The organism is Sorangium sp. So ce119, from assembly GCF_051524405.1.
Classification (GTDB): Bacteria; Myxococcota_A; Polyangia; order Polyangiales; family Polyangiaceae; genus Sorangium; species Sorangium cellulosum_G.
The window spans coordinates 2,115,674-2,136,489 of sequence record NZ_CP150310.1 but is presented as its reverse complement, the minus strand read 5'-3'; the positions used below and the strand labels follow the sequence as shown (position 1 = coordinate 2,136,489).

General features: G+C 73.1%; 15 protein-coding genes. 4 read left to right on the top strand and 11 right to left on the bottom strand.

The features are described from left to right. Positions 1 to 42: 42 nt before the first annotated feature. Positions 43 to 1,998: a serine/threonine-protein kinase gene (locus tag WME76_RS08375; protein WP_437959649.1), complete on the top strand. Its 1,956-nt coding sequence runs from the start codon at positions 43 to 45 to the stop codon at positions 1,996 to 1,998. Between the two features lie 63 nt (positions 1,999 to 2,061). Here the strand turns inward: WME76_RS08375 and WME76_RS08370 are convergent, their stop codons facing one another. Beyond that, a complete protein-coding gene (locus WME76_RS08370) occupies positions 2,062 to 3,054 on the bottom strand; it encodes a hypothetical protein (RefSeq protein WP_437959648.1) in 993 nt (330 codons plus the stop codon). Positions 3,055 to 3,238: 184 nt separating this feature from the next. Here WME76_RS08370 and hisD point away from each other — a divergent pair, with 184 nt between their 5' ends. Beyond that, the gene (gene hisD / locus WME76_RS08365) at positions 3,239 to 4,621 is read left to right on the top strand and encodes a histidinol dehydrogenase (RefSeq protein WP_437959647.1); all 1,383 of its coding nucleotides are present in this window, start codon (positions 3,239 to 3,241) and stop codon (positions 4,619 to 4,621) included. Positions 4,622 to 4,891: 270 nt separating this feature from the next. On the opposite strand, the gene WME76_RS08360 is transcribed toward hisD, so the two are convergent. Continuing rightward, entirely contained in the window at positions 4,892 to 5,821 is a 930-nt protein-coding gene (locus tag WME76_RS08360) for a DUF4388 domain-containing protein (protein WP_061610377.1), read from the bottom strand. Between the two features lie 353 nt (positions 5,822 to 6,174). Here WME76_RS08360 and WME76_RS08355 point away from each other — a divergent pair, with 353 nt between their 5' ends. After that, entirely contained in the window at positions 6,175 to 7,239 is a 1,065-nt protein-coding gene (locus tag WME76_RS08355) for an L-erythro-3,5-diaminohexanoate dehydrogenase (protein ID WP_437959646.1), read from the top strand. A 100-nt stretch (positions 7,240 to 7,339) separates the two neighbouring features. Here the strand turns inward: WME76_RS08355 and WME76_RS08350 are convergent, their stop codons facing one another. The 6 genes from WME76_RS08350 to WME76_RS08325 all read right to left on the bottom strand — a co-directional run bounded on the left by WME76_RS08350 (position 7,340) and on the right by WME76_RS08325 (position 15,949). Further along, positions 7,340 to 9,586, bottom strand: a complete 2,247-nt coding sequence (locus tag WME76_RS08350; RefSeq protein ID WP_437959645.1) for an ATP-binding protein — start codon at positions 9,584 to 9,586, stop codon at positions 7,340 to 7,342. Positions 9,587 to 9,687: 101 nt separating this feature from the next. After that, positions 9,688 to 9,972: a hypothetical protein gene (locus tag WME76_RS08345; protein WP_437959644.1), complete on the bottom strand. Its 285-nt coding sequence runs from the start codon at positions 9,970 to 9,972 to the stop codon at positions 9,688 to 9,690. Between the two features lie 106 nt (positions 9,973 to 10,078). Next, positions 10,079 to 13,714, bottom strand: coding sequence for a sigma 54-interacting transcriptional regulator (locus WME76_RS08340; protein ID WP_437959643.1), 3,636 nt, complete (start codon positions 13,712 to 13,714; stop codon positions 10,079 to 10,081). Between the two features lie 99 nt (positions 13,715 to 13,813). Continuing rightward, complete coding sequence (locus tag WME76_RS08335; RefSeq protein WP_437959642.1) at positions 13,814 to 14,689, bottom strand: DUF2520 domain-containing protein; 876 nt, start codon at positions 14,687 to 14,689, stop codon at positions 13,814 to 13,816. Beyond that, positions 14,686 to 15,348: a nicotinate (nicotinamide) nucleotide adenylyltransferase gene (gene nadD / locus WME76_RS08330; protein ID WP_437959641.1), complete on the bottom strand. Its 663-nt coding sequence runs from the start codon at positions 15,346 to 15,348 to the stop codon at positions 14,686 to 14,688. Before nadD ends, WME76_RS08335 begins: the two co-directional genes overlap by 4 nt. Then, the gene (locus WME76_RS08325; protein ID WP_433935612.1) at positions 15,332 to 15,949 is read right to left on the bottom strand and encodes a hypothetical protein; all 618 of its coding nucleotides are present in this window, start codon (positions 15,947 to 15,949) and stop codon (positions 15,332 to 15,334) included. The genes nadD and WME76_RS08325 overlap by 17 nt, the downstream gene beginning before the upstream one ends. Positions 15,950 to 16,058: 109 nt before the next feature. Here WME76_RS08325 and WME76_RS08320 point away from each other — a divergent pair, with 109 nt between their 5' ends. Beyond that, on the top strand, positions 16,059 to 17,333 hold the full coding sequence (locus WME76_RS08320; RefSeq protein ID WP_437959640.1) for a (2Fe-2S)-binding protein: 1,275 nt from the start codon (positions 16,059 to 16,061) through the stop codon (positions 17,331 to 17,333). An 89-nt stretch (positions 17,334 to 17,422) separates the two neighbouring features. Here WME76_RS08320 and WME76_RS08315 read toward each other — a convergent pair whose 3' ends face one another. From WME76_RS08315 to WME76_RS08305, 3 genes are all read right to left on the bottom strand, one after another. After that, on the bottom strand, positions 17,423 to 18,172 hold the full coding sequence (locus WME76_RS08315; protein ID WP_433935610.1) for a heme exporter protein CcmB: 750 nt from the start codon (positions 18,170 to 18,172) through the stop codon (positions 17,423 to 17,425). Between the two features lie 8 nt (positions 18,173 to 18,180). Further along, positions 18,181 to 20,112: a biosynthetic arginine decarboxylase gene (gene speA / locus WME76_RS08310; protein ID WP_437959639.1), complete on the bottom strand. Its 1,932-nt coding sequence runs from the start codon at positions 20,110 to 20,112 to the stop codon at positions 18,181 to 18,183. A 227-nt stretch (positions 20,113 to 20,339) separates the two neighbouring features. After that, positions 20,340 to 20,717: a hypothetical protein gene (locus tag WME76_RS08305; protein ID WP_437959638.1), complete on the bottom strand. Its 378-nt coding sequence runs from the start codon at positions 20,715 to 20,717 to the stop codon at positions 20,340 to 20,342. Between the last annotated feature and the right edge of the window lie 99 nt (positions 20,718 to 20,816).

The following is a 20,816-nucleotide window of genomic DNA, read 5'->3' as shown; positions in this document are numbered from 1 at the left end:
GCGCTGCTCGCCGGGCGCGCCGTGGCTCGAGCTGACCGTGCCATGGCCAGGTGCCCGGCTTGCAATGCAGAGAACCCGGGTTCCGCCCGGTTCTGCGTGTCGTGCGGCGCGTCGATGGCCGCGCGGGGCGGCGCGACGCCGTCGGCGTCTCCTGCGCCCCACGCGCAGGCGACCGTCCCGGGCCAGCCGCTGACCGAAGCGCTGCTGGCCGAGGATCCAGCGCACCGCGTCAGCCAGGCGGCCTTCGGCGCTGACGGCGCGAAGTTCCCGCCGGCCTTCGGGAGCGCCGTGCTCGTGCCGGCCTCCGGAGGCGGCGCGAGCGCGGCGGCGGCGGCGCCGCACGTCGTCCCGGCGCCGCTGGCGGGCTCGCTCCCGCGGCGGGCTCCAGGGGGTCACCTGCCGGCGGGGACGCTCGTCGATCAGAAGTACGTGGTCGAGCGGGTGCTCGGCGAGGGCGGCATGGGGGTCGTCTACCTCGCGCGGGACGTCCACACCGGGCTGCACGTGGTCCTGAAGGCGGTGCGGCAGGAGCTCGGTCACCGGCCCGACGTGCGCGCGCGGACGCTCGCCGAGGGCCGCGCGCTGGCGCAGATCGATCATCCGAACGTCGTCCACCTGAAGGCCGTGGTCGCGGAGCGGGACGATCTCTGGCTCGTCATGCAGTACATCGACGGCGAGAGCCTGGAGCAGACGCTCGCCAGGTACGCCGAGGAGCGCCGGCCGATGCCGCTGCCCGAGGCGCTCTCGATCTTCCGGCAGCTCGCCTCCGGCATCGCGGCCGCGCACCGCGAGGGGGTGATCCACCGCGATCTCAAGCCTGCGAACGTCCTGATCCGCCGCAAGGACGGCGTCGCGAAGGTCACCGATTTCGGCATCGCCAAGGCCGAGGCCGACGCGCTCGCGGGGCGCGGGATGACCAAGGGGATCATCGGCTCGCTCTATTACATGTCGCCGGAGCAGGTCCTCGGGCGCCGCGACCTCGACAAGCGGGTGGACATCTACGCGCTCGGCGTCGTGCTCTACGAGATGCTGATCGGGCAGGTGCCGTTCGACGCCGAGAGCGACGTCGAGATCATGCGGCTCCACGCGGAGGTGCCGCTCCCCAGCGTCAGCGCGGTGCGGCGCGACGTCCCGCCGGAGCTCGACGCGTTCCTCCGGAAGGCGTGCGCCAAGGACAGGGCGGACCGCTTCTCGAGCTGCGAGGAGATGCTCGCGGCGCTCGACGCGATCGCCCGCCCCGCGACCGCGGCGCCCCTCGGCGCGTCGAGCCGGCCGCCGCCGCCGGCGGCCACGACCGTCGACGAGATCCGCGACGCGGCCACGGGTGGCCCGCTGGCGGGCAGGCCTGCGCGGTCGCATCGCGGCCGCGGGTCGTGGCTCGCGATCGGCGCAGGCGCCCTCGTGATGTTCGGCGGGGCGGCCGCGCTGCTCTGGCTGGGCGTGCTCGACAAGCCGCGCGATGGCCGCCGGAGGGGCGCCGCGCCGCCGCCGGCCCCGGTGGCCAGCGCGAGCTCCGCCGCCCCTGAGGCGAGCGCGCCGCCGCCGGATCCGTCGCCGCTCGCGGGCCTCACCGGCCTGTGGGTCGGCAACGGGCGCGAGCTCGAGGCCGTCCTCGCCGGCGAGACGCTCGAGTTCCGGGTCCGCCACCCCGAGCAGTTCGCGCCGCAGGACTACGTGGAGGGCGAGGCTCGCTTCTCGCTGCGCGAGATCCCCGGGGAGACCGGGGTGTTCGCCGTGGAGGACCGGCTCCGGTTCATCGCGCCCGAGTCGCGCCAGTTCGATCCGTCGCGCTCGCGCGGCACCTGCCAGGACGTCCGCAGCGCCGTGGAGGGCCGCCCCCTGCGCGCGAGCTTCGACGGGACGCGCCTGAGCGTCGAGTTCGCGAAGATCGAGCCGTCCGCGGGCAACTTCGTGATGGATCGCAACAAGGTCGTGAGCTGCGTCGGCCTCAGCGCCCTCCCCGCCACGCGCGTCGTCAGCACGCTGTCGAGGATGTGACGCGACACGCCGCTCCGGAGCGGCGGCCTTCTGGCGCGCGCGCCCCCGCGCGGGGCGCTCCGCTCAGAGGCCGCCGACCGCCGGCACCGGCTGCGGCTTGCCGGCGTGGATGATCGCGCACCGGACGTTGGTCGACGACGTCGGCGCGCTCGCCCTCCCGCCGCCGAGGACGAGCGTGGCGAAGATGTTGCGCGCGGCCGTGTCGACCTCCGCGGCGCCGCGCGGCGGGACCGGGTTCCCGCTGGCGTCGAACACCGTCACCGCCTGCACGACGCCGCGGGCGATCTCGCCCTCCGGGAAGGACATCATCACCGCGATGCGGACGTAGGCCGACGCCCCCTCGACGACCCCGAAGCTGTGCGGCTTCTTGGCGAAGGCGCCGCAGAAGCCGCTCGTGCCCATGCCGCCGTTCGGGCCGTAGTTCGCCGACGCCCACTGCCCGACGTTGACCGTGAGGCCGCCCTCGCCCGACCCCTGCGCGTACTGGACGCACTGGGCGAGCGCGGGATCCCACATCGATCCCGTCGAGCACTGCCCCACCTTGGCGCAAGCCTGACCGGTCCACACCTCGTCGCGCGCGCAGGTCTGCGAGAGCGGGACGCACGCGGCGGTCGGCCCGTCGACGACGAGCTCCTGGCCGGGCGGGCACCCGAGCTCCTGCCCGGCGCCGACGGCGACCCCGATGTTGCTCGCCACCTGCTCGCGCGACACGCAGTAGCCCGTGCTCTGGTCGATCTCGTCGCCCGGCTTGCAGCGGTCGGGGGCGCACCCGCCGGCCTCGTAGTGGCGACCCACGCCGCAGTAGGCGTTCGCCGCCTGAGGCGTGAGGCACTGGCCCGCGACCGAGAGGTAGCCCTTCAGGCAGCGGCAGCGGTTCTGCGTGGTGTCGAAGCCGGCGCCGTCGCTGCACGACGAGATCGAGCAGCGGCAGCTGCTGCCCTGGCAGATCTTGAGGAAGCAGGAGTTCTCTGGGCACCCGACGAGGACCGCGGGCGCGAGCGCGAGGAGCGCGAGCGAGATCGCGGTGGGGGCGACGCCAAACGAGCCGGGCCGCATGGGGGCGACCCTACTCCATCCGGTCGGGCCGGGGAACTTCGCGGCGCCACGCGCGGCCGCGCACGCGCGCGCCGCGCGACCTGCGACGGCGGGCGCGCGGCCGGCGTACCACCGGACGGGGTGCTGTGGTACGGGGTGTCGCCGTCCGGGCGGAGATCCCGCCGCGCCGGTCCCACGTGAAGCCATGCTGCCCATCTACATCGAAGGTTCGCCCGAGTTCGAGTCCACCCTGTCTGCCCTGCGCGCCCGCGGCACGGGCGATCTCGCGAACGTCACGCCTGCGGTGACCGAGATCATCGACGACGTGCGGCGCGGGGGCACGGCCGCCGTGCTCCGCTACATCGAGAAGTTCGAGCGGCGGACGCCGAAGGCGCTCGTCCGCCACGCGGGCCCGGAAGCGGAGGGCGGCTTCGGCGGCGCCGAGGCGCTCGCCCGGCTCTCGCCCGACGTCCGCGCCGCCCTCGAGACCGCGGCCGCGAGGATCGCGCGGTACCATGAGCGGCAGCGCGACGCGGGCGACCTCGGGCCGGCGGACGCAGCGCAGGGCGGGCCCGCGCTGCAGGCCGGGTTCAGCTACGAGGAGGAGGGCGTCCTCCTCGGCATGCGCGTGCGCCCCCTGCGTCGCGTCGGCGTCTACGCGCCGGGCGGCAAGGCGCGCTACCCCTCGAGCGTGCTGATGTCGGCGATCCCCGCGCGCATCGCCGGCGTGCGCGAGATCGTCCTCGCGAGCCCGTCGGCGGACGACGCCACGCTGGCCGCGGCGCACCTCTCTGGCGTGACGACCCTGCTCGACTCGGGCGGCGCGCAGGCGATCGCGGCCATGGCCTACGGGCTCCCGGAGCTCGCGGCGGTCGACAAGATCGTCGGGCCGGGCAACGCGTATGTCGCCTGCGCGAAGCGGCTCGTCTTCGGCGATGTGTCGATCGACGGCATCACCGGCCCGAGCGAGATCCTGGCGCTCGCCGACGACTCCGCGGATCCGCGGCTCGTCGCTGCCGACCTGCTCTCGCAAGCCGAGCACGACGAGGCCTCCTACGCGCTGCTCGCGACGACCTCGGCCAAGCTGGCCGAGGCGGTCGCGCGCGAGCTCGACGCCGCGCTCCCCGAGCTCACGCGGCGCGCGATCGTGGAGCAGTCGCTCTCCCTGCACGCCGCGGCGCTGGTGGTCGGGTCGCGCGCTCGCCTCGCCGAGATCGCCGATCAGCTCGGGGTCGAGCACGTGGCCTTCCACGTGGCCGATCCCGAGGCGCTGTTCTCGGAGATCGGCACGCTCGGCGCCGCGCTGCTCGGCAGCCTCACCCCCGTCGCCGCGGGCGACTACCTGGCCGGGCCGTCGCACGTGCTCCCGACCGGCAACTCGGCCCGCTTCGGATCGCCGCTCGGCGTGTACGACTTCGTGACCCGCGCGAGCCTCATCCGTTACTCCAGCGCGGCGCTGCGCGCGCAGGGCCCGGTCATCGAGAAGCTGGCGCTGGCGGAGGGCCTCCAGGCGCACGCCCGCGCCGTGACGCTCCGCCTCGCGAGCACCGCGCTCGACCCGGCGAAGCGCGACCCCTCGAAGGCCTGACGGTCCCTCGCCGCCGACGGCCCCTCGCCGCCCCGTCGATCGTGCCGCGCCCTCTGGAGCGCGGCGATCGAAGGGGCGGCGCCGACGGCTCGGAAGCGCGCGTTGCCATCGCTGCGCGCCCACCATTCCTCGCAGCGACGAGCGCGCGCGGCGCCTCCGCGCTGAGGCGCGCGTGCGCGGTTCTCACCGGCCACATCGCGGGCGTCACGAGGCGCCGCACGGGCCCACAACGCCCGCGCGGCCTCCCGGCGCCCTGCGCTCAGCTCGGCTTCACTCGACGCGCAGGTAGCCTGCGTTGATCAGCTTCAGCACGGACTGCGCGGTCTCCAGATCCGTCGCGGGGCTCTTGTTGAGGACCATCGCGAGGTGCCCGTGGTTGAAGACGACCTGGAGGACGTCCAGATCGACGGGCGAGAGATCGCGGAGCAGCGGCTTGAGCGGCTGGGGGATGACCAGGCGCGCCGACAGATCCGGGAGCTGGTGCCGGATGTTGTTCAGCTCGTCGATCTGCCGGAGCCCCTCCATGAGGAGCTCCTGCACCGTCGCGCTGATCTCGCCGGTCATCACCCGTTCCTCGGCCGGCTCCAGATCGAACGTCCCGCCGGCCCACGTGAGGATCCGGTAGACGCTCTTGAGCGGCGGGACGTCGGTCAGATCGTTGATCGTCGCAAAGGTCACGATGCCCTTGCGCAGGTAGATCTTGCCGACATCGTCGTCGGAACGGACGACGAGGACTCCGCTCTTCTTCGATGTGCCGAAGAGCTGAAGCAGATCGGGGAGCGGGATCTCGTCGATCGACCCGGACATCGACCGGGTCTGACCGCTCCTGAGCGAGGGCTCGTCCATGCGACGACGCGCCGGGGGCGCGCCGGGATCGGTGGAGACGACCTTGAGGATGCTGGTGCCGATGAGCACCCGATCGCCCTCCTTCAGGGTCGTCTTCTTGATCTTCTCGCCGTTGACGAACGTGCCGTTCGTCGAGCCGAGGTCCTCGATCACGATCTGCTGATCGGTACAGGCAATCCGGGCATGGCGCCGGGAGACCATGTCCTCGACGAGGACCATGTCGAGGTCGCTGGAGCGACCCACGACGATCTCCTGCTGCTCCCCGAGGGGAAATTCGCCGCCTTGGTACTTCCCGGAGATGAAGCGCAACGCCAGTTGCCGCGTTGCCGACACCTTGGGAGCGTGGTTATCCATCGCAGGGAGTAAAAACCTTCGAGCGCTACGCGAGCGCCAGCAGGGGGCAAAGTCTAGTTTCACCGAGCAAAGGTGGTCAAGAGATCCGGTCTGTTCTTTCAAATGAGTTCGACCGCTCGGGTTAACGCAACGCGCCGACCGCCCTCCTCCAGTCCAACCCAGAGCCCACCGCCGCCGGCCATCGGGCTCGCCCAAATGCATCCAATCCGCGAGGAAACCGGCCACTAACCACGGCTGAGACCGCTGGTTTCCACGTCCCGGCCCCTCCGCAGCAGGCGCCCTCCTCCACGGAGATCGCGGCCGCTCGGTTCATAGCCCTTGCTTTCGGCCCCGGCATGTTGAACGGCCTCGGCGTGAGCTCCGAAGCGACGCAACACACCCTCGCCGCAGGCGATCCGCTGGGCACGCACCGCGTGCTCGATCCCCCCGGGGCCCTCCCGCAGCCGGCAGAGCGGCTGGACGCCGACGCCTCGCGCCACTTCGAGACCGAGATCGTCGTGGACGTGGCGACGCTGAACATCGACGCCGCGAGCTTCCGCCAGATGGAGGAGGCTTCCGGCGGCGATCCGGACGGCGTGGCGCGCCTCGTCCTCGAGACGGTGGCGCGCCGGGGAAAGCAGCACAACCCGATCACCGGCTCGGGCGGCATGCTGCTCGGCGTCGTGCGCCGCGTCGGGTCGCTCGCGGAGCACCGCGGTGTCGCCGCCGGCGACCGCATCGCGACGCTCGCGTCGCTCTCGCTCACGCCGCTCTCGCTCCGCCGTATCATCGCCGTGCGCCCTGGTTCCGCGCAGATCGACGTCGAGGGCACCGCGATCGTCTTCGCGTCGGCGCCGCTCGCGCGGATGCCGAGCGACATGCCCGAGCGGCTCGCCCTCGCGCTGCTCGACGTCGCCGGCGCGGCCCCCCAGGTGGCGCGCCTCGCCGGCCCGCGCGACAGCGTCGTGGTGCTCGGCGCGGGCGGGAAGTCCGGCCTGCTGTGCGCGGCCGAGGCGCGGCGCTGCGTCGGCCGGTCCGGCCGCGTGATCGGCGTCGAGGCGTCGCCGGAGTTCGCCGCCGACCTGCGCGCGCTCGCGATCTGCGACCACGTCGCCGTGGTCGACGCGCGCGACCCCATCGCGGTGCGCGACGCCGTGCTGCCGTTCACGGGCGACGCGGGCGCCGACCTCACGCTGTCGTGCGTGAACGTCCCCGGGGTGGAGCTCAGCGCGATCGTCGTGACGCGCGATCGCGGCAAGACGTACTTCTTCGCGATGAGCACGAGCTTCACCGCCGCCGCGCTCGGGGCCGAGGGCATCGGCAAGGACGTCGACCTCTACATCGGCAACGGATACGCGCACGGCCACGCCGAGCACACGCTGGCGCTCGTGCGCGAGCACCCCGCGCTCGAGCGCCTCATGGCGTCGCGCTACGGATGAGCACGCCTCATGGCGTCGCGCTACGGATGAGCACGCCGCGCGGCGCCAGCAGGCCGCGCGCCCCGGCGCCGCGGCTTCGGCCGGGGCGCGCTCGCCGGCCTCACCCGGCCCGCTCCTGAGGAGCCATCTCCGCCCCGGGCAGCGCCGCGGGCGCCGGCCCAGCCGCGGGCGCCGACCCAGCCGCGGGCGCGGCTGTGCCCAGCTTGTCGACCGCGGCGGGGAGGATCACGGCGAAGGTGCTCCCCTTCCCTTCGTAGGAGCGCACCTCGATCCGGCCGCCCGCGCTCTGCGCGATGCGCTGGCTGATCGACAGCCCGAGCCCCGTCCCCTTGTCCTTCGTGGTGAAGAACGGCAGGAAGATGTTCGCGAGCACCTTCTGGGAGATGCCCGGCCCGTTGTCGGTGACGTTGAGCTCGACGAACGGCTCGTCCGAGCCGGAGCCGGGCCGCGTGCCTCGGCCGAAGCGGACGCGCGTGGAGATCACCACCTTGCCCCGGCCCTTCATCGCCTGGACCGCGTTGCGGAACAGGTTCATCAGCACCTGCCGGAGCTGCTCGGGATCGATGGCGACGCGGGGGAGATCGGGATCCAGCGTGACCTCGACCTCGAGGTGATCGTTGCGGCGCTCGATCGAGAGCACCTGCAACGTGCGGCGCACGATCGCGTTCACGTCGGTCGGCACGACCGAGCCCTGCGCCGGTCGCGCGAGATCGAGCACCGAGCCCACGACCCGGTCGAGCCGATCGACCTCCTCGAGGATGATCCCGAGGAACTCCCGCGAGGCCGGGTCGAGCTGCGCCTCCGGCACGGGATCCGCGAGGAGCTGCGCCGCGCCCTTGATCGCGCCGAGCGGGTTCCTGATCTCGTGCGCGAGCCCGGCCGCCATCTGGCCCAGGAGCGCGAGCCGGTCCCGCTCCTTCATCTGCGCGTAGAGGCGCGAGTTCTCGAGCACGACGCCGATCTGCGCGGCGAGCGTCTCGAGCAGCGTCAGCTCCTCGGGCGAGAACGCGTCGCGCACGCGCGCGTCCGCCACGACGAGGAGCCCGATGGGCTCGCCCTGCTCGTCGCGCGCGCAGAGCACGACGCCCGAGCAGAGGCTGCCGAGCACCTCCGCCGCCGCCAGCACCGCGTCCTCCGGGACCTGCGGCCGCACCTCCGTCCGCCGCGCGAAGTTGCCGTCGTCCTCGGCGTCGCTGCGGCTGCGGCGCGCGCGCCGCTCCCGGGCCTCGCGCTCGAGCTCCTCCATCGCGAGCGGCCCGCGCTCGAGGCGATCGAGCATCGCCCTCGCGGTCGCCACCTCGATCCGCTCGGGGACCCGCGGCCCGAGCGAGGCGAGCCGGTCGAAGCCGGTCCCGTCCTGATCGCGCAGGTAGAGCGCCGCCCCCGTGACCCGGCGCGACTGCTCGAGCGCGCTCATCACGATCGCGCCCATCTCCTCGACCTCGAGCGTGTGCACGAGGCGCCGCCGCGCCTCCGCGAGCGATCGGTCGAGATCGAACCGCTCCCGCAAGAAGAGGCGCTGGATCTGCTCCTCGACGCGCTCGCGCAGCGGATCGAACAGCACCAGGATCACGATCGCGGCGAGCACGGCGTTCAGGTACATCGTGTTGAAGCCGCCGATGAACGTGAGCAGCAGGTAGAAGATCAGCGCGATCAGGAACGCGACCGCCGTGGCGACGAGCAGGCGCGCGAGCATCTCGTAGGCATCGAGGAGCCGCTCGTGCCGGAGCGCCTGGGCGAGGACGAACAGGAAGACGATCGAGAGCGCCGCCCCGACCGGCGGCGGCTCCGCGCCGAGGAACCAGGCGAAATCGGCGACGCTGGCGAGCCCCGCGAGCGCGCCGATCACCACGAGGAACCGCACGCGCCGCTGCGTCGCGCGCGAGGAGCTCCGCTTGCCGCGCTGGCCGAGCGTGTACAGCCCCGCGGTGAGCAGCGCGAAGACGTAGGTGAAGATGCAGCCGCGCGTGAGCCAGTCGAGCCACGAGCCAGGCTCCCGGCTCACCAGCACGAGGACGAACAGCGGGATGACGAGCACCCCCGCGAACCGGAGCAGCCGCGAGCGCCGATCCTGGTCGTGGGGGATCATCGCCTCGAAGAGCTGCAGCGCGAACTGCGGCAGCAGCACGGCGAGGATCGCGGTGAAGCGCTCCCAGATGGAGGCCTGGAAGAAGCCGAAGAGCGACTGGGACAGGTACCAGAGCCCGACGTCCGCGGCGAACGCGGCGAAGAACAGGTGGACGCGCCGGACGCGCCCCCGGAGCAGCGTCGAGGCCGCGATCGCGAGGGCTAGGGCCCCGCAGACCAGGGTCGTCCGTGTGCGGAGATCGAACCCGAGCGGCGCCACGCGCGAAGGCTACCGCAGGGCGCCGGGCCGCAACCGCAAAACGCGCCAGGGCGACCGGCCGCGCGGCGCAGGGGCGCGGCCGCGCCGGCCCGGCCCTCGGCTCAGCGCGTCCCGTCGCCGTCGGACGGCGTCTTGTCGTGGCTGTCGGTGCGGCCCGGGGGGCACCAGGGGAGCGGATCGGGCTCCGAGTCGTCGCGCTCCCGCGACCGCACGTAGCTCGTCGCGGGCCACCGCTCGTCGGCGGACGGCAACGCCACGTCGCGCTGCCGGAGCGACCCGGGCGCGACGACGTTGATGACGGGGAGGCCGACGTCGCCGTCCATGTCGTCGGACCTGCCGGACGCCTCGTCGGAGATCATTGGATCGAGATCGCTCCACGGTTCCACGCCCTGCTCATCGTGCTCCGCGGGCGCGATCACGCACCCCACAATCAGCAGCAGAGGCGCCGCGAGGCCCCCGAACAGCCAACTCGTCCAGCAACCTCGCATCAGCTCAATCCTCCGACGTCCCGCCAAAGCCATACTGTTTGACAAGCTGGGAAAGCCGCGGGCGCTTCATGCCCAAGAGCACGGCGGCGCGCGTGATATTCCCACGACTTTCGTCGAGCGCCCTAGCAATGCACTCTCGCTCGATCTCGCGCTTCATGTCGCTGAGGCTGACCCCTCCTCGGACATGCGCGTACGCGAGCTCCAACGGCGTGCGATCCGCGGGCATCGACGGTGGCTGAGACTCCGGCGCCGCCCGCTCGGGCGCCGACGTGTGCGGTGCGCTGGAAGGCTCACCGGAATGGCTAGCAGGCTGCGTGCCAGCCCTCGACGTCATCGGCGTGCTCGTCGGTTCCGCGGCGTCGAGGTCCCGCAGCCCCTCGACGTTCGTGGTGAAGTCCTCCAGCTCGATCACCTCGCCGTCCGCGAAGATCGCCGCAGCGCGCAACGCGTTCTCGAGCTCGCGCACGTTGCCCGGCCACGCGTGCCGCGACAGGGCCGTGATCGCCCTGGCGGAGAGGCGCTTCGGCGCCGTGCCGCGGTCGGCGGCGATCCGCTCCAGGATCGCCGCCGCGATCACCGGCAGGTCGCGCGGGCGCTGCCGGAGCGCGGGGACCTCCAGGACGACCTGCCGCAGGCGATAGTAGAGATCTTCCCGGAACTCGCCGCGCGCGACCATCGCGCGCAGGTCGCGGTGGGTGGCGCAGAGGATGCGGACGTTGGCGCGCAGCGGGGTGACACCGCCGACCCGCTCGAACGTCTTGTCCTGGAGGACGCGGAGCAGCGCGACCTGCGTGCGCGGCGAGATGTCCCCGATCTCGTCGAGGAAGAGCGTCCCGCCCTCGGCGAGCTCGAAGCGCCCGCGGCGGCGCGCCGCCGCGCCGGTGAACGACCCCTTCTCGTGCCCGAACAGCTCCGACAGGAGCAGCGTCTCGACCAGGGCGGCGCAGTTCACCTTGACCAGCGGGCCCATTCGCCGCGCGCTCACCTCGTGGATCGCCTCGGCGACGAGCTCCTTGCCGGTGCCGCTCTCGCCGTGGATCAGCACGGTCGCGTCGCTCGCGCCGACCTTCTCGATCTGGTGGACGAGGCTGAGCAACGCGGGCGTCGTCCCCACCATCCGCTTGAGCGCGGGGGCGACGGCGGACGGCCGCGGGGCGCGCACCGAGACCCGCGCGCACCCGGCGCACGCGACCGATCCGCAGAGCTCGCAGCCCCTCGGCTCGGCCTCCGCGGCGGTGCGCGCGAACGCCTCCAGCCGGGTGAGCTCCGCGAAGCTGCGGCGCGAGAGGAACCGGCGCGAGATTTCGGGCGGGAGCGACTCGGCGATGCGATCGCGGAGCGAGAGCGCCGCGTCGAGGTGCGATCGCGCGGCCGCGGGCTCGTCCTCGGGGGCGTGCGGCGTCCGGTCCACGGACGAGGCGTGGTGGAGCAGCACGTGCGCCTCCAGGGCGCGCTCGCGGTTGTGCGCCTGGCGCGACAGCGCGAGCGCCTCCGCGGCGGCCTGCCCGAACGGCTCCCCCGCGGCGCGGGCGCGCAGCGCCTCGAGGAGCGCGACCTCGGCGCGCAGCCAGTCGGAGCTCGCCTCGGCGCGCGCCCGCTTGATCATGTGCGCCGCCTGCAGGAGGTCGCCGTCGTCCAGCGCGATGCGCGCGGCGATCGCGTAGCACTCGCCGAGCTTCGAGCCGGCGCCGTACGCGAACGCGGCGCTGAGCTCGGACCAGGCGTCGGCCGTGCGGCCGCACGCGAGGTGGATCTGCGCCGCGACGTACGCGACGTGCGTGATCCGCACGCCCGGGATGACGTGACCGCAGACCTTCCGCGCGAACGCGAGCGCCTGCTCGGCCTCCTCGATCAGCCCGAGCTGGAGCCGGATCTCGGCCAGGTTCGCGATGAGGTTCACGAGCGCGACCTTGTCGCCGATCTTCCGGAAGATATCGATCGAGCGCTCGAGGAGGCGCAGGGCCTCCGGGTACTCGTGCTTCAGGTGCGCGATGACCGCGAGGTTCGTGAGCGCGTAGCCGGTCGCGAGGCGCTCGCCGCGCCGCTCGCCGTCCTGGAGCACCCCGGCCAGCATGGAGCGCGCCTCGTCGAGGCGGCCGCTCGAGAGCATCGCGATCGCGCGGTTCAGCCGGGCGCGCAGCTCGCTCACGTGCTCGCCCGCGCACGCCGCCTCCCACGCGTCGGCCGCGAAGTGCACCTCCGCCTCGGCCCAGGCCTGCTGCGCGAGGAGCAGCTTGCCCAGGATGTTGCGCGCCTGCAGGCGGGTCGCGATCTCGCTCGCGCCGGCGAGCCCCTCCTCCGCGTGCCCCCTGGCCGCCGCGAGGTCGCCCGTCTTGCAGCAGAGCTCCGCCATCTCCACGGCGCCGCGCGACCGCTCCGCGGGCGTCGCCGCGCGCGAGAGCGCCCGCGAGAGCACCATCGCGGCCGTCGTCAGGTCGCCGCGCGCGCTCGTCGCGCGGCCGTGCACGAGCAGCGCGGCGAACGACTCGCGCTCGCGCATCGCCGCCGAGGAGAAGTCGATCGCGAACTCGACGTCGCCGAGCCGGAGCGCGAGCTCGGCGGCGCGGAGCAGCCGCTCGCCCGCGGCGGCCCGGTCCCCGTGGAGCGACCGCATCGAGCGCGCCCAGCGCTGCCAGAAATCGGCGCGCGCCGACGGCTCGCCGACCGCGGCGATCGCCTGCGTCGCCGCCGCCTCGGCGCGGTCGTCACGGCCCAGCGCGGCGAAGAGCTCGCTGGCGCGCGAGGCGCTCCACGGATCGGACGACTGCGCCTCGAGCGCCTCCGCGACCGCGAGCACGTCCTCGGGATCGACGCCGGCCGGGTCGACGACCGCGCGCCGCGCCGCGATCCACCCGCGATCGTCGACCTCGATCAGGCCGAGGGCGGAGAGCTCCTGGAGGGCGCCGTGGCGCGCCACGTCCCCGAGGCCCTGGTCCGCGATCAGGCCGAGCTGCGCGGACGCCCAGGGCCGCTGGCTGAGCGCCAGGCGATCGAGCAGCCGCCGGGCCGCGCCGCCGGGCGGCTGGCGCGCGGGGCGCTGCTCGGGCGGCGCGGCGAGCACGGCGGTGCACCAGCCCTCGAGCGCGTCGAGCCGCTCGAGCTTCGCGACGACCCGGCGCTCCGCGTCCGCGGCGGCCGCCTCCCAGAAGCGGTGCAGATCGTCCGGCGAGGCGACGGCGTCGATCGTGAGCGCGCTCGTCCACGGCCGGATGGCCGCGTCGCTGCACACGATCACCAGCGCGGCGCTCGAGCCCCCCGCGATGAGGCGCGAGAGCTCCTCGAGCACGAGGCTCCCCCAGCTCGTCGGCTCCCCCTCGGAGACGAGCAGGATCGCGCCCTGCGCGGCGGAGCCGATGCCCTGCGCGGCCGCCGCCGGGTCCGCGGAGACGACCCCGCAGCGCAGCGCGAGGTCGCGCCAGGGATCCCGGTCCGCGGCGTGCGCGGCCGAGATCAGCGAGCGCCCCACGCCCCGCGCGCGACGCGCGAGGTGGGAGCAAACCGCGTCCAGGACCGACCGCTGTCCATGGACGTGGAGCACCCCACGGGACGCGGCGTCGAGGACACGCTCGTCGAGCGCCCGGAAACCTCCGGCGTCGCTCGTCGTGGCGGAAGAAACACTGGCTGCAGCGACTGATCCCAAGGCACCAAAAGCGTACCTTCGCGCTGGACCTCGCATCAACGAATCCCGCGATCGAACATCGATAAGTTCGTGCCGCGTTGGTGGAAAATTCCAGCGCAGCTACTTGCTTCCGTCCAGGGCCTGTTCGATGGCGTCGAACGCATCGGGAGGCGCTTCGCCGAGGGCGCGGGCCAGCGGGAGCTGCGTCGCGGCGGCGGCGACGTAGAAGGGCACGAGGTGCGGCGCGAGCCGGCGGAGCGTCTCGAGGTGCCGCGCGACGCCGGCCGCGTCGCCGCGCCGCACCGGCCCGGTGAGCGCGTCGGGCACGCCGAGCACCTCGACGTTGTCCGCGACCGTGCGGAGCAGCGGGCCGAGCATCTCGGCGGCGGTCTTCCGATGGATGCCCGCGCGCTCGAGCAGGTCGACCCCGGCGGCGGCCAGCGCGGCGGCGCCGTTGGCGACGAGGCCCGCGGCGGCGTGGTAGGCGACGCGGTCGAGGCCGGGGAACGTGCGCGGGGCCATGCCGAGGCGCACCCCGAGCGAGCGCGCGACCCGCATGGCGCCGGGATCGCCGTCGACGTGGAGCTGGCCGCGATCGAGGAACGGCAGGAACGCGGGCGAGGCGAACGAGATCATCGGGTGCATCTGCGCGACCGAGACGCGGTCGCCGCGCACCGCCGCGAGCGCCTCGGGGCCCAGCGCGCCGGCGCAGTGCACCACCGCGACGTCCCTGTGACCGACGAGCCCGCGGTCGCGCAGCGCCTCGGCGCAGGGCGCGATGTCGCGATCGCGCACGGCGAGGATGACGAGGTCCGCCTCGATGCGCTCCGCCGGCAGCCCATCCCGGGCGGGCCTGAGCGTGACAGGCAGCCCCGCGTCGCGGATCGCGCGCGAGAGCCCGCGGCCCACCTTGCCGCCGCCGTAGATGAACACCTCCAGCGGCGCGCCGTCATCGCGGTGCATCGGCGACGGGCGCGTGCTGTCCATATCGTTCATGGCTTGCTCCCGTAGAGGCCGTGCGCGAGCGCGTAGTCCAGCACCGCGCTCGGCACGCGCTGGCGGACGGCCTCCAGATCGCCCGCGGCAAAGGCGCGGCGGACGTCGCTGCTCGAGATCTGCGGGAGCAGCACGTCGGCGGCGCGCAGGGCGGGCCGGGCGACGGCGGCCGCGTCGTCGGGGTGCGCCGCGACGGACGCGACGAAGCCCGAGCGGCCGAGGACGATCGGCGGCGCGATCTGCTCGATGCGATCGAAGCGGTGCCACCGCGGGAGATCGGGCAGCACGTCGGCGCCGACGAGCAGGCGCATCGCCCAGCCCGGGTGCGCCGCGGCGAGGTGCTCCAGCGTGCGCAGCGTGAGGCTGTCGCCGCCCAGCTCGCGCTCGACCGTCGACACCGACACGCCCGGGAGCCAGCCGAGGGCGAGGTGGCACATCGCCAGGCGGTGCTCGAACGGCGCGAGCTCCTTCGAGAACGGGTGGCGGTAGACGGGGACGACGAGCACCTCGTCGATCGGCGCGACGGAGATCGCGTAGGTGGCCGCGAGCACGTGCGCCACGTGCGGCGGGTTGAAGCTGCCGCCGAAGATGGCGACGCGCCGCGCCTCGGACGGGCGCGAGGGCGGCGCGCCCGCGCGCGCCTCAGCCGTGCGAGCCACCTTGAACCCTCAGCCTGGGGCCGGCCGCGGACGGCCCCACGATCTCGCGCGCGGTCACCGCGCCGCTCGCGTTCATCACCTCGATCCGCACCCCGCCCTGCCCGTCGTCGAGGAGCGCCGTGCCGCCCTCGGAGCCGATCGGCCCCGGGGAGAAGAACGTCCGCGGGCCGACCTTCTTGATGAGCGGCCCCGAGCTCTTGCCGAACACGAGCAGGGACGCGGCCACGATGTCCTCCTCGTCGAGCGCCGCCTTGTCGAACACGAAGAGCGCGACGCGCCCGTCCAGGATCTCGATCGTGCGCTGGCCCGGCGGCAGGCTCATCAGCACCTTGAGGCGCAGCCGCGCCCGCTCGGACGCCACGAAGGCGTCGATCGCCTCCGGGGTCGACGTCGCGCACCGCGCCGCCCGCTCGAACAGGGCGCCCTCGGTGGGGTTCGCGCCGACCAGGCTCTGCGCCCAGCCCTCGACGACCCGCTCGAGGGCGTCGTCGTCGGCGACGTAGATGACCCGCTCGGCGTGCCCTTCGTCGAGCAGGTGCTGCGCGCCACGAGCGAGCGCGGGCAGATCACCCTGTGCAGGGCCGAGGACGCCGAGGCGCATCGGCGACAGCATAGATCAGCGCCCCAACCGGGGGACACCTTCTCCGCTTCGCGCGATCGCGCGGCGCCTCCCTCCTCCATGGCGCGCGGGCGTCTGCTAGCGTCCGCGCATGTTTCGGCGAGGTCGCGCGCTCCGGGATCCGGTCACCATCACCCTCGACGGAGCGGCCGTCCCGGCGGAACGGGGGGAGCCGCTGGCCGTGGCGCTGATCGCCTCCGGGCGCGTGACGCTCGCGCGGAGCCCGAAGCTGCACCGCCCCCGGGCGCCGACGTGCCTGCGCGGCGGCTGCGACGGCTGCCTCGCGCGGGTCGACGGCGTGCCCAACGTGATGACGTGCATGCGCCCGGCGGCCGGCGGCGAGCGCGTCGAGGTGCAGAACGTCGTGGGCTCGCGGCAGGCGGACCTGCTCCAGGTGACCGACTGGTTCTTCCCGCAGGGGATCGACCACCACCACCTGATGGCCGGCGTCCCCGGCCTGTCCGCGGTCATGCAGTCGATCGCGCGCAAGCTCGCGGGGCTCGGGCGGCTGCCGAGCGCGGCGCTCGCGGCCGAGCCCGCCGCGCGGCTCGACGTGGACGCGGCGGTGATCGGCGCCGGGCCCGCCGGCGTGGCGGCGGCCTCGGCGCTCGCGTCGCGGGGGCTCCGCGTCGCGCTGATCGACGACGGGCTCGCGCCCGCCGGATCGCTCGCCGGGGCGCCGCGGCGCGCGGCGGAGCTCCTCGCGCGGCACCCGCTCGACGGCGTCCGCGTGCTCTCCAGGCACGTGGCCGCCGGCGTCTACCTCGGCGAGCTGCTGGTCGCCGGCGACGCGGGCGCGACCGTGATCAGGGCGCCCGCCAAGGTCTTCGCCACCGGGGCGCACGACGGCGTCGCGGCGTTCCCGAACAACGATCTGCCCGGCGTCTTCTCGGCGCGCGCGCTCTGCCGGCTGCTCGCCCACGGCGTCGAGCCGACCGGCCCGATCGCCCTCGCCGGCGAGGGGTTCTGGGCCGACGAGCTCGCGGGCGCGCTCGGCGACCGCATCGCGGCGCGGATCCCGCTCGCCGCGCTCGCCGCGGTGAACGGGATCTCGCAGGTGAAGGGCGTGACCGTGCGCGAGGCGCCCTTCGAGGCCGACAGCCTGACGACCGACCTGAAGGTCGTGGCCGTCGCCGTGGACGCGCCGGCCGCGCCCTCGTTCGAGGTCGCCGCGCAGGCAGGCGCGCGCGTCGAGGCCGACCCGCGCTCGGGGTACGCCGTGCGGGTCGACGCGCGCGGCCGCGCGGGCGACGGGGTGTGGGCGCTCGGCGAGTGTACCGGCGCCGCGCTCGACCTCGCCGCCATCGAGCGGGCGGCGGCGACCGTCGCCGACGACGTGCTGGCGGCGCGCGGCGCTGCCGCGTGAGCCTGTGATCCGGTCGGCCCTGGCCGCGCGGCCACAGGAGCCCGCGCTCGACCGGCCCCGGCCGCGCGGGATCGCGGTCGCGCGGCGGGTCAGCCCTCGATCATGAGGTCGAAGAGGCCGACGCCGCCCGCGATGAACACCACGTCGAACACGCCCATGAGCGCGATGTAGTCGGTGAGCTCGCCGATCGACGCGCCGCCGAAGAGCTCCCGCGTGCCCGCGACCGCGGCGAGCAGGGTGGGCGCGAGGAGCGGGAAGAGCACGCTCGCGAGCACGAGGTCGCGGGCGCGGGTGCGCACGGTCATGGCCCCGAACAGGGTGCCGCTCGCGGCGATGCCCGGCGTCGCCGCCAGGCAGAAGAGCGCGAGCCCCGCGCCCGTCTCCACGAGATCCACCGCGAAGAGGAGCGCCGCCACCGGGATGATGATGGCCTCGACCGCGCCCACGAACAGGCAGAGCCCGAGCGCCTTGCCGGCGAACAGGGCGCTCCTCGCGATCGGCAGGACGAGCAGGCCCGCGAGCGCGCCGTCCTCGCGCTCCCGCTGCCAGGTGCGGCTCAGCGCGAGCACCGACGCGAACGCGACGCTCACCCAGATGACGCCGGGCGCGACCCGCTCGGTCGCGTCCTGCCCCGCGTGGAACGCGAGCGACGCGATCACGGCGACGAGCACCGCGAAGAACCCGCTGGTCGTGACGATCTCGCCCGTGGAGAGCTCGATCGAGAGGTCCTTCCCCGCGACGAGCAGCGCCTGGCGCGCCCAGCCCGGCGGGCGGCGCCCGGGGGGCGCCGCGCGGCCCGCGATCACCGTGGTCTCGGGCGCCGTGGTGTCGGAGGGCACGGCGCGGCTCAGAGGCTCAGGTACGTCTGGTCCTTGAGCCCGCGCTCGTAGTCGGCGAGCAGCCGCATGCCCTCGGTCGGCTTGAGGAGATCCTGCTTGATCGCGCCGTCGACCTGCGCCTTCACCTTCCCGACGAGATCGCGGTTGTCGTACTGCGTCAGCGCCAGGACCTCCTGGATCTTGTTCCCGGCGATCGTCTCCTCGATGTAGTACCCGCTGTCCTCGTCCTCATCGAGGAAGACGTGCACCTCGTTGACCCGGCCGAACAGGTTGTGGATGTCGCCCATGATGTCCTGGTACGCGCCGGTCAAGAAGATGCCGACGTAGTACGGCTTGTCGCCCGAGATCGGGTGCAGCGGGAGCGTGTCCTTCACATCGTTGAGATCGATGAACTTGCTCACCTTGCCGTCGGAGTCGCACGTGATGTCGACGAGCGTGCTGTCGGCCGAGGGGCGCTCGTTGAGCCGGTGGATCGGCACGATCGGGAAGAGCGCGCCGAGCGCCCAGTGATCGAGCAGCGACTGGAACACCGAGAAGTTGCAGATGTACTGGTCGGCGAGCTGCTTGCGGAGCTCGCCGAGATCGTCCGGCACCTCCTCCGGGTCGAGCTCCGACGCGATCTTCTGCATGCTCTCGGCGATCTCCCAGAAGAGGATCTCGACCCGGGCCTTCACGTCGAGGTTGAGCAGGCCGAGCTCGAACATCTTCTGCGCCTCCTCCTTGATCTGGAGCAGGTCGTGCCACGACTCGCCGAGGTTCGGCGAGGAGAGGTTGTCCTTGATGTAGAGGAGGTTCTGGATGAGCTTGTGCTCCTCGGTCTGGATGTCGATCGGCGACATCGGCGTCTTCTCGATCGAGCCGAACGCCTGGACGACCAGCACCGAGTGGTGCGCGACGATCGCGCGCCCGGACTCCGAGACGATGTTCGGGTGCGGCACCCGCTCCTCGTCGCAGATATCGGCGATGTTGTGCACGATGTCGCGCGCGTACTCCTCGACCGAGTAGTTCATCGACGAGTGGAACGTCGAGCGCGAGCCGTCGTAGTCGATGGCGAGCCCGCCGCCGACGTCGATGTACTCGATGCGCTGCCCCATCTTGCGGAGCTTCGCGTAGTAGCGCGTCGCCTCGCGCACCGCGCGCTTGATGATCAGGATGTCCGGCACCTGCGAGCCGATGTGGAAGTGGAGGAGCTTGAACGAGGCGCTCATCCCGGCCTCGTCCATGATCCTGATCGCCGCGAGGATCTCGGCCGTGGAGAGGCCGAACTTCGCGTTCTCGCCGCCGGAGGTCTTCCACTTGCCCGCCCCCTCGGTGAGCAGCCGCACGCGCAGCCCGATCATGGGCTCGACGTTCATGTCCTTGGCGACGCGCGTGATCATCCGCACCTCGGAGAGCTTCTCCGCGATGAGGATCACCTTCTTGCCGAGCTTGCGCCCGATGAGCGCCGTCCGGATGAAGTTCTCGTCCTTGTAGCCGTTGCAGACGATCAGCGACTCGGGGTCGGTGTGCACCGACAGGCCGGCGAAGACCTCGGGCTTGGAGCCGACCTCGACGCCGTAGTGGTAGGTCTTGCCCGCGTCGAGGATCTCCTCCACGACCTCCCGGAGCTGGTTCACCTTGATCGGGAACACGCCGCGGTACGTCCCGCGGAACTTGCTCTCGGCGATCGCCTTGTTGAAGGCCTCGTTGAGCGACCGCACCCGGTGATGGAGCAGGTCCTGGAAGCGGATCAGGAGCGGCGTGCGGAGCCCCTGCTCGAGCGCCGCGTCGACGACGTCGCGGATCGCGATCTTGCTGCCGCGCTCCTGGAGCGGCGCGACCGTGAGGTTGCCGTCCGGGCTCACGTCGAAGTAGCCGCGGCCCCAGCGGTCGATCATGTAGAGCGACTTGGCGTCTTCCGTGGTCCAGACGCCGGTCTCGTTCTCGTGCGCGCTGCTCACAGTCGTTCTCCTTGGCGGGGCTCGCCGGGGGCGATACCCGCCTTTCTGGGAGGGCCCAAGAGGGGATTCACGGTCAACGGGGGGACGTCAGATCGTCGGTCCGACGCTGGACGGCTGGACACCGCGCGCTGGCGACGCGGCTCAATTACGATAGGAACGCCGGACCTTCAAGGGCAGGCAGCCCGGTCAGGTCCGACATGGATGGGCGCGGTCGGTGGGCGGGGGGCTCAGGCCTGGGTCTTCGGGGTCGCCGAGGCGGCCTTCGCCCGCTTCGAGGCCGACTGGTAGAGATCGTAGAGGCGCGGGACGGGGTACGCCTCGAGGCGCTTCTTGTACCCCTGGTCCTTCGACCGGTTCAGGACCGTGAGCGTCTCCTCGATGAGGCGCGCCCGCGTCCCGAACTTCTCCTTCACGGCGCTGAACGTCGCGTGAAGACGGAGGAGCTTCGCGTTCGAGACGTGATCGAGCCCCTTGCTGCCGCCCCGATCCGAGCTGACGCGCCCGAGCCAGAGGTCCTCGTTCGCGAAGCCCTTCACGGCCTCGACGAGCTTCGCCTTGTCGCCGAAGCGCTCCTTCACGATCGCAAGCGGATTCTTGATGGCCATCGCTGATACTCCCACGGGCAGGCGAGGCCTGCGCCGGTCATGCGCGAGATGACTCGCGCGGCATTGAAGAGGGAGCGCGATCTAGCAGAGCGGCCCGGG